This window comes from Nocardia sp. alder85J (genome assembly GCF_020176955.2).
GTDB lineage: Bacteria > Actinomycetota > Actinomycetes > Mycobacteriales > Mycobacteriaceae > Nocardia.
Map to the genome: position 1 here is coordinate 58,512 of NZ_JAIUCZ020000009.1, position 13,241 is coordinate 71,752.

General features: G+C 67.9%; 12 protein-coding genes. 11 read left to right on the plus strand and 1 reads right to left on the minus strand.

Features of this window, described 5'->3' with window-relative positions; translation table 11 throughout:
• The first annotated feature begins 58 nt into the window (after positions 1-58).
• The 10 genes from LBW94_RS30565 (at position 59) to LBW94_RS30610 (ending at position 11,458) form a co-directional block, all read left to right on the plus strand.
• Positions 59-1,246, plus strand: coding sequence for an acyl-CoA dehydrogenase family protein (locus LBW94_RS30565; protein ID WP_225058959.1), 1,188 nt, complete (start codon positions 59-61; stop codon positions 1,244-1,246).
• Positions 1,247-1,259: 13 nt separating this feature from the next.
• Positions 1,260-3,206, plus strand: a complete 1,947-nt coding sequence (locus tag LBW94_RS30570; RefSeq protein WP_225058958.1) for an AMP-binding protein — start codon at positions 1,260-1,262, stop codon at positions 3,204-3,206.
• 9 nt (positions 3,207-3,215) lie between these two features.
• Positions 3,216-4,283: an acyl-CoA dehydrogenase family protein gene (locus LBW94_RS30575; RefSeq protein ID WP_225058957.1), complete on the plus strand. Its 1,068-nt coding sequence runs from the start codon at positions 3,216-3,218 to the stop codon at positions 4,281-4,283.
• 64 nt (positions 4,284-4,347) lie between these two features.
• The gene (locus LBW94_RS30580) at positions 4,348-5,514 is read left to right on the plus strand and encodes an acyl-CoA dehydrogenase family protein (RefSeq protein ID WP_225058956.1); all 1,167 of its coding nucleotides are present in this window, start codon (positions 4,348-4,350) and stop codon (positions 5,512-5,514) included.
• Positions 5,514-6,308, plus strand: coding sequence for an SDR family NAD(P)-dependent oxidoreductase (locus tag LBW94_RS30585; RefSeq protein WP_225058955.1), 795 nt, complete (start codon positions 5,514-5,516; stop codon positions 6,306-6,308). Before LBW94_RS30580 ends, LBW94_RS30585 begins: the two co-directional genes overlap by 1 nt.
• Before the next feature lies 1 nt (position 6,309).
• Positions 6,310-7,509 (plus strand): thiolase family protein, encoded by a 1,200-nt coding sequence (locus LBW94_RS30590; RefSeq protein WP_225058954.1) that lies wholly within the window; start codon positions 6,310-6,312, stop codon positions 7,507-7,509.
• Positions 7,509-8,738: an acetyl-CoA hydrolase/transferase family protein gene (locus LBW94_RS30595; RefSeq protein WP_225058953.1), complete on the plus strand. Its 1,230-nt coding sequence runs from the start codon at positions 7,509-7,511 to the stop codon at positions 8,736-8,738. Before LBW94_RS30590 ends, LBW94_RS30595 begins: the two co-directional genes overlap by 1 nt.
• A gap of 39 nt (positions 8,739-8,777) precedes the next feature.
• Positions 8,778-9,536, plus strand: a complete 759-nt coding sequence (locus tag LBW94_RS30600; RefSeq protein ID WP_225058952.1) for an SDR family NAD(P)-dependent oxidoreductase — start codon at positions 8,778-8,780, stop codon at positions 9,534-9,536.
• A 35-nt stretch (positions 9,537-9,571) separates the two neighbouring features.
• Positions 9,572-10,387 carry a 1,4-dihydroxy-2-naphthoyl-CoA synthase gene (gene menB, locus LBW94_RS30605; RefSeq protein ID WP_255634527.1) on the plus strand — a complete coding sequence of 272 codons (816 nt, stop codon included), beginning with the start codon at positions 9,572-9,574 and terminating at the stop codon, positions 10,385-10,387.
• 21 nt (positions 10,388-10,408) lie between these two features.
• Complete coding sequence (locus LBW94_RS30610; RefSeq protein WP_225058950.1) at positions 10,409-11,458, plus strand: LLM class flavin-dependent oxidoreductase; 1,050 nt, start codon at positions 10,409-10,411, stop codon at positions 11,456-11,458.
• Positions 11,459-11,468: 10 nt separating this feature from the next.
• On the opposite strand, the gene LBW94_RS30615 is transcribed toward LBW94_RS30610, so the two are convergent.
• Entirely contained in the window at positions 11,469-12,185 is a 717-nt protein-coding gene (locus tag LBW94_RS30615) for a FadR/GntR family transcriptional regulator (protein ID WP_225058949.1), read from the minus strand.
• Positions 12,186-12,442: 257 nt separating this feature from the next.
• Between LBW94_RS30615 and LBW94_RS30620 the strand changes: the two genes are divergently transcribed.
• A complete protein-coding gene (locus LBW94_RS30620) occupies positions 12,443-13,228 on the plus strand; it encodes an enoyl-CoA hydratase/isomerase family protein (RefSeq protein ID WP_225058948.1) in 786 nt (261 codons plus the stop codon).
• The last annotated feature ends 13 nt before the right edge of the window (positions 13,229-13,241 follow it).

A 13,241-nucleotide genomic window follows, 5' to 3' on the forward strand; every position in this document is an offset into this window, starting at 1 on the left:
CCTGGATTTTTTGGTCAGACCTATTGTAACGTTGGTCCGTAAACACGTGGAGGTGGAGATGGATCTGAGCGACTCGCCGGACGAAGCGCGGTTCCGAACCCGCATTCGTGACTGGCTGACCGAGACTCTGCCGACCTTGCCGTGGCCGGAGCCGGCGCGGCTCGAGGACAAACGCGGCTTCTGGTCGGTCTGGCAGCGCACGCTCTTCGAGGCGGGTTTCGCGGGCCTGTCCTGGCCCGCCGAATTCGGCGGCGCCGGTGCGGACGCGAAGATCAAGGCGATCTTCAACGAGGAGATGGATCGGGCCGGCGCGCCCGAACGGCTCAACATCATCGGTGAGGACTTCGCGGGCCCGACCATCGTGGCCTTCGGCGACGACCGGCAGAAGCAGCGCTATCTGGAGCCGATCCTGCGCGGCGAGGAGATCTGGTGCCAGTTGTTCTCCGAACCGGAATCGGGATCCGACCTCGCGTCGCTGCGCACCAGAGCGACGAAGGTCGACGGTGGATGGACGATCCGGGGCCAGAAGATCTGGACCTCGCGCGCGCAGATCGCCGACAACGCGATCCTGCTGGCCCGCACCGGCGGTGGTGAGCGCCACCACGGCATCACCTATTTCCTGCTGCCCATGTCGTCGGCGGGGGTGACGGTTCGCCCCCTGCCGCACATGCTCGGTGAAGCGGAGTTCAACGAGGTATTCCTGGACGACGTCTTCCTGCCGGACGACGCGGTCGTGGGCTCGGTCGACGGCGGCTGGAAGGTCGCCATGGGAACCCTGGCCTTCGAGCGGGTCGGCATCGCGACCGGGCGGGTGAACACCACTCGCGCGGTCGACGATCTCATCGCGCAGATAAAACAGAAGACCGACGACCAGGGCCGGGCGCTGCGCGAGCAGCCCGAGGTACGCCAGCACATCGCCGATCTGTACGGCCGCGCGCTGACCCATTACCTCATCGGTCAGCGAGTCATCACCGGCGCCGCGTCCGGGCAACCCCCGGGGCCGGTGACCTCCATCGGCAAGCTCTACTTCTGCCCGCTGGTCGAGGACATCGCGGACTTCGGTCTCGAAATCGCCGAATTCGGCGGGCAATTCGGCCTCGCGGACGATTCCGGGTCCGCCGACGGGGATCAGCAGCGCTGGCTGCGGCTCGCCTATCAGGCACGCGGAACCGCCATCGCCGGCGGCTCGACCTTCATCCAACGCAACATCGCTGCCGAGCGAGTGCTCGGAATGCCCCGAGGCTGAGAAAGGCGGCGTGATGAGCACCTACGTGTGGAATCCGACACCCGAATACATCGAGAACGCGAACGTCACGAGATTGGCGCGCGCCCACGGCATCGACTCGATCGGTGCACTGCGGCGCCGGTCGACCGCGGACGTGTCCTGGTACTGGGATGCCGCGATCACCGATCTGGGCATCCCGTTCGCGACGCCGTACGAATCGGTCCTCGATCTGTCGAAGGGGATCGAATTCCCCGACTGGTTCGTCGGCGGCGCCTTCAATGCGGTCGACGCCTGCCTCACCCGCTGGCTGGACCACGCCGCCGACCGGACCGCGATCGTCCACGAGGCCGAGGACGGGTCCGTCCGCACGCTCACCTACGGCGAACTCGCCGAGCGGGTCGGCCGGGCCGCGGCCGGGCTGGCCGCGCTCGGAGTGGGTGAAGGCGACACGGTGGCCATCTATCTTCCGATGATTCCCGAGGCGGTCGTCGCGTGTTACGCCGCGGCCGGAATCGGGGCGATCATCGTGCCGCTGTTCTCCGGGTTCGCCGCGCCCGCCATCGCCTCGCGGCTGAACGACGCGGCGGCGACGGCGGTGATCGTCGCCGACGGGACGATCCGCCGCGGCAAGAAGGTCGCGATGGCGGGCGAACTGGCGAAGGCCCTCGCGCAGTCGCCCTCCGTCCACTCGGTAATCACGGTCGAAAATATCGGCGACGCAACGGATTTCGATGCCGCAAAGGTCACGGTGACGCCGTGGGGCGAGCTCCTCGCTGCCGAGCCGTACGAGTTCCGTCCCTTCCCCGCCATGCAGACGCTGATGCTCGGCTACACCTCCGGCACGACCGGCAAGCCCAAGGGGGCGGTCCACACCCACGCCGGGTTCACCGTCAAGGTCGCGACCGAGGTGGCCTATTCCTTCGACATCGACCAGGGCGACACCTTCTGCTGGATCACGGACATGGGCTGGGTCATGGGTCCGTTGGCGGCCTTCGGGACCCATGCCAACGGCGCCACCCTGCTGCTCTACGAGGGCTCACCCGATATCCCGGATTCCTGCCGGCTCTGGGATCTCGTACAGCGGCACCGGATCACGATGCTCGGTGTCTCGCCGACCCTGGTCCGCGCGCTGAAGTCGACACCTCTGCCCGAGATCGCCGCCCGGGATCTGAGTTCGATACACGCGCTGGGTTCCACCGGTGAGCCCTGGGATCCCGACTCCTACGACTGGCTCGCCGACGGTGTCTTCGGTGGCCGGGTCCCGGTGATCAATTTCTCCGGTGGTACCGAGGTGGGCGGGTCGTTCCTCGCGCCCTATCCGGTGGAGCCGATCCCCAGTTGCTCGCTGGGTGGTCCGTCGCTGGGTATGGACGTCGACGTGGTCGACGACGGCGGCCGATCCCAGCGCGGCGTCATCGGGGAACTCGTCTGCCGGCAACCGTGGCCGGCGATGACCCGCGGGGTCTGGCGGGACCGCGCGCGCTACCTGGAATCCTATTGGTCCACCTTCCCCGGGATCTGGTGCCACGGCGACTACGCCCGCGCCGACGACGACGGGCAGTGGTACATCCTGGGCCGGTCCGACGACGTGATGAACGTGGCGGGCAAGCGGTTGGCTCCCGCCGAGGTGGAGGCGGTCCTGACCACGCATCCGGCGGTCGCCGAGGCCGCGGCTGTCGGCGTGCCGGATCCCCGGAAGGGGGAGACCGTCTGGGCTTTCTGGGTGCCCCGCCGGGGCGCCGACGTCGAGGGTGTCTCCGACGAATTGCGCCGACTGGTCGCGACCGGCGTCGGAAAGCCGTTCGCGCCGGCGAAGGTGTGGATGGTCGAGGCTCTGCCGAAGACCCGCTCGGCCAAGATTCTGCGCCGCGCCGTTCGTGCCGCGGCGATCGATGCCGATCCCGGGGATCTGTCGGGCGCGGAGAATCCCGAGGCCGTGGTCGCCATCCGTGATCTCGTCCACCGCCCGAGTGCCGGCTGAGGAGAAGCGATGCATTGGGAGTTGTCCGAAGAGCAGGAGATGTTCGCCGCATCGCTGCGGGAATGGATCACCGCCAAATTCCCGGCCGAGATCGTGCGTACCATGCAAGCCTCCGGTGAGACGAGCCGGTTCACCGAGGCTCTCGTCCGAGACGGCTGGTGGGGAGTCGGCTATTCGGAGGCTGTGTCCGGTCAGGGCGGGGGAGTCCTCGAACTGGCGCTCGCCGCGCGTGAGTTCGGCCGTCATGCCGTGCCCGATTCGTGCTGGCTCGCGGCCGCCTTGGTCGCACCGTTGCTGACCGAGACGGAACTGGCCGGGCAGCTGGCCGGCGCGCAGCGCTTCGCTCTCGCTGTTCCGGCGGACCGAACGCCGGCGTGGGCGCCGTTGTCCGTGGCGGAGGACGGGCTGACCGGTGCGGTGCGCCATGTGCTGGGCGCCCTCGAAGCCGATGTGTTCATCGTGCCGGTGACGGGACCGCACGGCCCCGGCCTGGCCCGGGTGCCGGCGGCTGCGGCGGCCGTCGAGCGGGACGACCTGCTCGATCGCTCCCGGGTCGCGGGCACGGTCGAGTTCGACCGGGTACGGCCCGCCGAGGTCGTCGCGATATCCGAAACGTCGCTGTCCGCCACGGTGGCGCTGGCCGGTGTCCTGACGGCCGCCGACGCGTTGGGCGCCGGGGAGCGGATGCTCGAGCTCGCGGTCGGATACAGCAAGCAGCGCAAGCAGTTCGGGCAGTTGATCGGATCGTTTCAGGCCGTCAAGCATGCCGCCGCGCAGATGCTCGTCGCGGTCGAGGCGGCCTATTCGACGGCGTTGTACGCCGCGGCCGCGATCGATGCCGGACTCGCCGCGGCGCCGACCGTCGCCGCGGTGGCGAAGGCCCAGGTGACCGGGGCGGTCGCGGATCTCGCGGAATCGGCGCTCACCGTGCACGGTGCGATCGGCTACACGTGGGAGCACGATCTGCAGCTGTTCTACAAACGCGCCAAGCTCGACCGCGCCCTGTTCGGCCCGCCGCGCGTGTGGAACGAACGGATTGCCGTGGCATTGCTCGACGAGCCGGTTCCGGTGGGCTGACCCCCGTTCCAGTTTTGGTCAGTCCATTGATATAGTTAACCGAGTTGAGGGATGGAGGACGGACGTGGATTTCGAACTGACAGAGGACCAGGTCACGATTCGTGACGCGGTCGCGGAGCTCGCGGCCAAGTTCGACGATCAGTACTGGCAGGAGAAGGACGCCGAGCACGAATTCCCCACGGAGTTCTACAACGCCTTCGCTACCGGTGGATGGCTGGGCATCACCACCCCCGAAAAGTACGGCGGTCACGGGTACGGGATCACCGAGGCGTCGATCCTGCTCGAACAGGTGGCCGCGTCCGGTGCCGGGATGAACGGCGCCAGCTCGATGCATCTGTCGATCTTCGGGATGCACCCGGTCATCGTGCACGGCAGCGAGGAGCTCAAACAGCGCACGCTGCCGCGCATCGTCAACGGTGATCTGCACGTCTGTTTCGGGGTCACCGAACCGGGCGCCGGCCTCGACACCACCAAGATCACGACCTTCGCCGAGCGCGACGGTGACAGGTACATCGTCAACGGGCGCAAGGTCTGGATCTCCAAGGCGGTGGAATCCGAGAAGATCCTGCTGCTGACGCGCACCGCGCGATTCGAGGACTCGCCGCGCAAGACCGACGGCCTGACGCTGTTCCTCACCGACCTCGATCGCGACAAGGTCGAGATCCGGCCCATCAAGAAGATGGGCCGCAACGCGGTGACCTCCAACGAATTGTTCATCGACAACCTCGAGATCCCGATCGAGGATCGGGTGGGCGAGGAGGGCAAGGGCTTCACCTACATTCTCGACGGCCTCAACCCCGAACGGATGCTGGTGGCCGCGGAGGCGCTGGGTATCGGCCGGGCCGCGATGCGAGCGGCTGTCCGTTACGGTAACGAGCGCGAGGTCTTCGGCCGTCCCATCGGCAAGAACCAGGGAATCCAATTCCCCCTTGCGGATTCGCTGGCCCGCCTCGACGCGGCCGAGCTCATGCTCCGCAAGGCGACCTGGTTGTACGACAACGGAAAGCCGTGCGGGCGGGAGGCGAACACCGCCAAGTATCTGTGTGCCGACGCGGGTTTCGAAGCCGCGGATCGTGCGCTCCAGACCCACGGCGGCATGGGTTATTCGGAGGAGTACAACGTGTCCCGGTACTTCCGGGAAGCCCGCCTGACCCGTATCGCGCCCATCAGCCAGGAAATGATCCTCAATTACCTCGGCTCGCATGTGCTCGGCCTCCCGAGGAGCTACTGATGACCGATCCGGCGAAGACGGTGAACGTACCGGCGGGCATCCGGGTGTTCGGCCTGGAGGGCCGCACCGCGTTGGTGACCGGCGCCGGCGGGGGTGTCGGCGCCGCGGTGGCCGAGGCGTTCGCCGCGGCCGGCGCCGCGGTGCTGGTGACCGATATCGACAAGGACGCGGCGGCCGAGGTGAGCGCGCGAATCGGCCGGGCCGGTGGCGTCGCGGAGCCGTTCACCCTCGACGTGTGCGACGGTGACAATGCTCGCGACGCCGCGGCCGCGGCCGCGCGGCTCGGTAACGGGACGCTCAACATCCTGGTGAACAATGCCGGCGTGATCGCTCCGGCGATGTTCCCGAAGATGGACGAGGCCCGGTTCCGCAAGGTGCTCGATACCCATGTGATGGGGAGCTATCACTGTAGTCACGCAGTTCTCGATCACCTCCCCGAAGACGGTACCGGCCGGATCATCAACGTGACGTCCGCGGCGGGGCTGACCGGGACGATCGGCCAGGCGAATTACGGCGCCGCCAAGGCCGCCATCGTCGGACTGACCAAATCGCTGGCCCGCGAACTCGCCAGGCGATCGGTCACGGTCAACGCGGTCGCACCCCTGGCCGCCACCGCCATGACGGAGAACATCCGGAGCAACGAGAAGCTCGCGGCCAAGACACTGGCGCGAATTCCATTGGGGCGCTGGGCATATCCGGACGAGATCGCACCGACGTTCGTCTTTCTGGCGTCGGACGCCGCCGCGTACATCACCGGCCAGGTATTGCCGGTCGACGGCGGGACTGTGATCTGAGATGGGTGCGCGAATCAACGGTCCGTTCACAACTTCCGGCCGCGAGGTCGTCATCGCCGAGGCGGTGCGGACGCCGATCGGACGATCACATCCCGAGAAGGGCTGGTTCCGGGACATCCACCCGAACGCGATGCTCGCCGCCTGCTACCAGGATCTGATCACCCGCGCGGGAATCGATCCCGCGGTGGTGGAGGACCTGATCATCGGGTGCACGGCGCCGTTCGGTGAACAATCCCGCAATATCGGCCGCAACGCCTGGTTGCAGGCCGGATACCCGGCGGAGGTCCCGGCCACCACGCTGGACCGCCGCTGCGGTTCGGCCCAGACCGCGGTGAATTTCGCCGCCGCGCTGGTGGCCTCGGGCGTACACGACATCGTGATCGCCGGTGGCGTCGAGCATATGGGGCACGTTCCGATGAACGCCCCGGCCGAGATCAGCAAACTGTACGGCGAGCCGTGGCCCGCGGCGCTGCGGGACCGCTACGACTTCGTCACCCAGGGCGAGAGCGCCGAACTGATCGCCGAGCGCTGGAACATCTCACGGACCGAGATGGACGAATTCGCGGTCCGATCCCATGCGCTCGCCACCGCGGCCATCGCCGCCGGCCGGTTCACCGGCGAGATGGTGACGATGGAACTCGACGGCGAGGTCCGGACCGGTGACCAGACGGTACGGCCGGGCACGTCCCTCGAGACGCTCGCGAAGCTCGGTACCGTCTTCCGTCCCGAGAACGGCCGGATCACCGCGGGGACCTCCAGTCCGATCTGTGACAGCGCGGCGGCGGTGCTGCTGTGCACCCGGGAGGCAGCCGAGCGTCACGGTCTGCGTGTCCGCGCCCGGATCGCCGACCAGACGACCGTCGGCGTCGATCCGATCATCATGCTCACCGGGCCGATCCCCGCGACCCACAAACTGCTGGAGCGAAACGATCTGACGGTCGCGGACATCGACCTGTTCGAGGTGAACGAGGCGTTCTCCTCGGTCGTCCTGGCCTGGCAGCGCGAGCTGAAGCCCGATATGGATCGCGTCAACGTGAACGGCGGAGCGATCGCACTGGGCCACGCGGTGGGCGCCACCGGCGCCCGGCTGATCGCGACGATCCTGTCCGAGATGGAACGCCGTGACAGTGCGCTGGGACTGGTCACCATGTGTTGTGGCGGCGGCCTCGGCACGGGCACGCTCCTCGAACGGGTGGACTGATGGTCGATTTCGGCGGGTGGTTGCGGCCCGGTATGGGTGTCTGGTGGGGCCAGGCCGCCGCAGAGCCGCGCCCGCTCGTCGACGATCTGCTCGCGCAGGCCCCGGGCTCCGGCCCGCTGCGCCTGTTCACCGGCTTGAGCTGGAACGATCAACTGGCGCAATCGATGTCGCCGACCGACACGATGGTGTCCTATGGTGGCCTCGGCGCCCTGCGGGAATTGGGAGCGACCGACCGCTTGGAGGTCGTCCCGTGTCACTATTCGGCGTTGCCCCGCATGTTCGCCGAGCGCCGGTTGCCGTGTGATGCCGGGTTGCTCCAGGTGTCGCCGCCCGATCGGGACGGTATGTGCTCGCTGGGAATCGGCGTCGACTACATGGCGGATGCGATCGCGCACACCCCGCTGCTGTTCGCGGAGATCAACCAGCAGATGCCGGCGATCCCGGGTTCCCCGCGAGTGCCGGCGAGTCGCTTCGCCGCTGTCCTCGAGACCGATCGACCGTTGCAGCAGGAGGACCGCCGTCCGGCCGGCGACGTCGATCGCGTCATCGCCGCGCATATCGCCTCGTTGGTGGACGACGGTGACACCCTGCAGGTCGGTATCGGTTCCACCGGCGCGGCTGTCTTCGACGCGTTGTCCGGGCACCACGACCTCGGTGTCCACACGGGCATGATCACCGACGGCGTCCTCCGGCTGATCGACAAGGGCGTGATCACCGGCGGCCGCAAGCAACTCGACCACGGGTTCTCGGTGGCCGGCACCGCGCTGGGATCGGCCGATCTGTACGCCCGGGTCGCCGAACTTCCCATCCTGTTCCGCCCGACGAGTTACACCCATGCGCCGCAAGTACTTTCCCGGCTGTCGACGCTCGTCGCGGTGAACTTCGCGATCGAGGTGGATCTGACCGGGCAGGTCGGCGCCGAGATGAGTCGAGGGACCTATCTCGGTGCGGTCGGCGGCCAGGTCGACTTCGCCCGCGCCGCCGCGCTGACCGGGAAGCGATCGATCATCGCGCTCCGTTCGACGGTGCGCGGACGGTCGTCCATCAAATTCGGGCTGGACGAGGGGATCGTCACGACCGCCCGCGCCGACGTCGACTGCGTCGTCACCGAACACGGTATCGCGCATCTGCGTGGTCAGCCGCTCGCGGAGCGCCGCAGGCGCCTGATCGCCATCGCGGCGCCGGAGTTCCGGGACGAACTCGACCGCGCGGCACGACTCGCCTCCTGACGCAATCGCCACAACTGTCATCGAAAGGAATCGACAACCATGAGTAATCGCGTAGCGCTCGTCACCGGCGGGGCCCAGGGGATCGGCGCGGGAATCTCGCGCAGGCTGGCCGAGGCCGGTTTCCGGGTCGCCGTGGCGGACCTGAATCTCGAAGTGGCGCAACAGACGGCCAAGGAGATCACGGCAGCCGGCGGCGAGGCGATCGCGGTGCCGATCGATGTCACCGACACCGCCTCGGTGCAGGCGGCCGTCGCGCAGATCGCCGCGAGCCTCGGTCCTGTGGAGATCGCCGTGAACAACGCCGGTTGGGACGATTTCATGACGTTCCTCGACACCGACGAGGTGTTCTGGGACAAGATCCTGGACATCAATTTCAAGGGCGCCCTCCGGGTGAATCACACCGTCGTGCCGGGCATGATCGAGCGCGGCTTCGGCCGGGTGATCAACATCGGTTCGGACGCGGGCCGGGTCGGGTCGTCCCTGGAAGCGGTGTACTCCGGGGCCAAGGGCGGCATCATCGCCTTCACCAAGACGCTGGCCCGCGAGGTCGCGACCAAGGGAGTGACCGTCAACACCGTCTGCCCGGGGCCCACCGACACCCCCGCGTTGCGCAAGTTCGCCGACAATTCCGGTCAGGACGCCGACAAGGTGCTGGGCGGCATGACCCGCGCGGTGCCGATGAAGCGGCTGGCCCTGCCGTCGGACATCGCGGCGGCCGTGGCGTTCTTCGCCGCCGACGAGGCGGGCTACATCACCGGCCAGACGCTGTCCGTCAGCGGCGGCCTGACCATGGCATAGGGCGCGCGGTGACCGACAACAATCAGACCTGGTCGTTGGTCCGGCGGTACGACGACGTCGAGTACTCCCGGACCTTCGACGGCATCGCCAAGATCACCATCTGCCGGCCGGAGGTGCACAATGCGTTCCGGCCGCAGACGCTGGTGGAGATCTCCGACGCGCTGACCCACGCCCGCGAAGATCCCTCGATCGGTGTCATCGTGCTGACCGGTCAGGGTGATCGCGCCTTCTGTTCCGGTGGTGACCAGCGTGTCCGCGGCGACACCGGGTACCTCACCGATCCCGGGCGGCCCGAGGCGATCGGCCGGTTCCACGTCACGGATCTACAGGTGCAGATCCGCCGGCTGCCCAAGCCGGTCGTGGCGATGGTGGCCGGGTACGCGATCGGTGGCGGGCATGTCCTGCAAATCGTCTGCGACCTCACGATCGCGGCGGACAACGCCCGTCTCGGACAGGTGGGGCCACGAGTCGGCTCGTTCGACGGCGGCTTCGGCGCCGGGCTGCTGGCCGATATGATCGGTGTGCGGAAAGCCAAGGAGATCTGGTTCCTGTGCCGGCAGTACGACGCCGCCGAAGCACTGGAGATGGGACTGGTGAACACCGTCGTCCCACTCGCCGAACTCGAGTCGGAAACGCTCGCGTGGTGCCGGCGAATGATGGAACTGTCGCCGATGGCGTTGCGGTTGATGAAGGCGAGTTTCCACGCGGCCGAGGACGGCCTCGCGGGAATTCAGCAACTCGCCCACGACGCGAATCTCCTCTTCTACGCGACCGAAGAGGCGAAAGAAGGACGAGAGGCGTTCAAGGCCAAGCGGCGACCCGAGTTCGACCGGTTTCCCCGTCGGGCCTGAGACAACGACAGGATCTTCGATATGACGACGTTCGGGGTCAACGCATTCGGGGTCGGCAGCGGCCCGCAGCGGTTCACGACGATGACCGAACTGGCCAGGGAGGCCGAGGAGATCGGCTGCGCGGCGGTGTGGACGAGCGAGCTGTACAGCCGCTCGGCCACCGTGCCGATGGCGGCGCTCGCCGCGGGTACCCGCACGATCGGCATCGGCTCGAACATCGCCTACGGAGTGGGCCGGAGCCCGCTGATGTGGGCGGCCGAGGCACGTGATCTGGACGAATTGTCCGGCGGCCGAGTCATTCTCGGCCTGGGCAACGGCACACCGAAGATGATGGAAGCGTGGCACGGAGTCTCGGGCGAGGCGCCCGCCGCGCGGATGGCCGAACTTCTCACCGTGCTGAAGGCCCTGTGGCGGTTGCATGAGGGGCCGGTGCACCACGACGGACATTTCTACCATGTGCACATCTCGCCCACATCCGAAGTGCCGGAACCGATCCGGCCCGAGATTCCGGTCTGGATCGCCGGGGTGAACAAGCTGATGCTCCGCACCGCGGGTGAACTGGCCGATGGGCTGGTGGGCCATCCGATGTTCACCGCCGAGTACGTCCGCGGGCCGGTAGCGGACGAGATCGCCACCGGCGCAGCGATTTCCGGTCGCGATCCGGGCGAGGTCACCATCATGGGCATTCGCATGTGCGCGATCGACGACGATGTCGATCTGGCTCGGCGGCAGGTGGCATTCGCGATCGGCCAGTACGCCGCGTCCCGGGTCTACGATCGGATGTTCGAGCTACACGGCTGGAGCGCCGCGCAGGAGAAGATCCGCCGGGCGGCCCGCGATCGCGACGACGAGGCGCTCATCGGCGCGGTCACCGACGACATGATCGATGCCATCGCGATCGCGTGCCGGCCGTCCGAGTTCGCGGCCGCGCTGGCCCGGATCCCGGCGGGCTTCGACCACCTCGACCTGATCGCGCCGCCGTGGGGCCTGAGCGATCGGCAGACCCGCGCGATCAACACCGAGATCCTGGCCGGCTTGCGGACCCACCTGTCGACCCCCGTATCCGCGTGACGCGGGGCGCTCAGCCCTCGCGTAACTCGATCTCGGTGCGCTCCTCGACCCGGACCACGGCCTCGGCGTAACCGTGGACGTGCTTGGTCATCCGCCGCGTGGCGGCTGTGGGGTCGCCCGCGCGGATGGCCTCCGTGATCGTCTTGTGGGCGCGGTAGGTGGTCTTGCGTACCTCGTCGTCGACGAAGGCGGTGTTCTCCGTCGAGCTGTAGATCGCGTTGGACAGCGCTGTCATGAAGCCCGTGAGCAGTTCGTTGTGGCTTGCGGTCGCAACCGCGAGATGCCAGTCCACGTTGGCCCGGAGGAACTGCTCGAGTGGGATGTCGAGATCGCCGAGCAGGGTGTTGGCCGCATCCAGCGTGGCGAGGTCGTCGCCGGTGCGGTACTTCGCGGCCAGGCCGGCACAGGCGGGCTCGATGGCCTCCCGGGTCTCCAGCAGCGCGGTCAGCCGCAGCTGCTGACCGCGGATGAGCAGACTCACCGACGAGGCCACGGCATCGCCGCCGGGCTGCTGCACGAACGCGCCACCGGAGCGGCCGGTCTTGATGACCACCAGCCCCTGCACCTCGAGGATTCGGAGCGCTTCGCGGACGGTCGTCCGGCTCATCTGCGTTTGCGTGACCAGTTCGCGCTCGGGTGGCAGAGCGGTACCGGAGGGGAATTCGCCACGGAGGATACGCTCGCGGAGGTCGTTCGCGAGGACATCCGATGCCTTGGGCACCTGCATCGGCTGCAGCCGGACCGGGTGTCGCGCAACCGTGCTCGATGAGGGCGTGTCGGACATCCTTACCTGCTTTCCATTTATTTGGTCGTACCTAATCTAGCAGCAGCCGGTCCTGTCGTGTGAGTTTGCGATGCTACAGGCTGGGAGGTATTTTGGTCATACCAAATTAATGGTTGATTCCAGCCCGGTGGATGGATAGCTTCCGAGGGGCAGGAGTCGGCCGCGGCAGTGTCGACGAGTAGCTGGGATGCGAGGACGACGTGGCAGAGCTGGCACAGGATGTGGTCACCTGGGAGACGGCCGAACCGGGGGTCACGGTGGTGACCCTGCAACGGCCACCTGCCAACGCGCTGGGCATTCCGTTGCTCGACGGCATGCACCTCGCGATGGACGCCGCCGAGAAGGCGGGCGGGGTGAAGGTCATGGTGATCCGCTCGGCCCTGCCCGGATTCTTCGCCGCGGGCGCGGACATCAAGCATCTGTCGACGATCGACGCCGCGACCTTCACCGCGTACGGGGACCGGATGCGTGCGGTCAACGATCGGCTCGCGGCGGCGCCGTGGATCTCCATCGCCGCGGTCGACGGCGTCGCGCTGGGGGGCGGCCTCGAACTCGCCATGGCCTGTACGCTGCGCGTCGCCGGTCCCGGCGGCAGATTCGGCCTGCCGGAGGTCAAGCTGGGTTTGATTCCCGGCGCCGGGGGCAGCCAGCGGCTCCCGCGGCTGGTCGGGCGGGGCCGGGCTCTCGACATCATGCTGAGTGCCCGGCAGGTGGCAGCCGAGGAGGCCTACCGGATCGGCCTGGTGGATCGGCTGACCGACGGTTCCGCGACCGAGGCCGCACTGACGTGGGCCCGCGGCCTGCTCGGTCCGTCGCTGCCGGCCCAACTGGCGGTGGTGCGTACCGTCGACGCGGCGTTCGATCTGCCGTTCGCCGCGGGCGCGCGATACGAGGTCGACCAGATCCAGGCGCTGTTCGAGGACGGCGAGGCGGCCGAGGGCATCGCCGCCTTCGTCGAGAAACGCAAGCCACGGTTCCGCCGGTAGTGAGCTGCTCGTT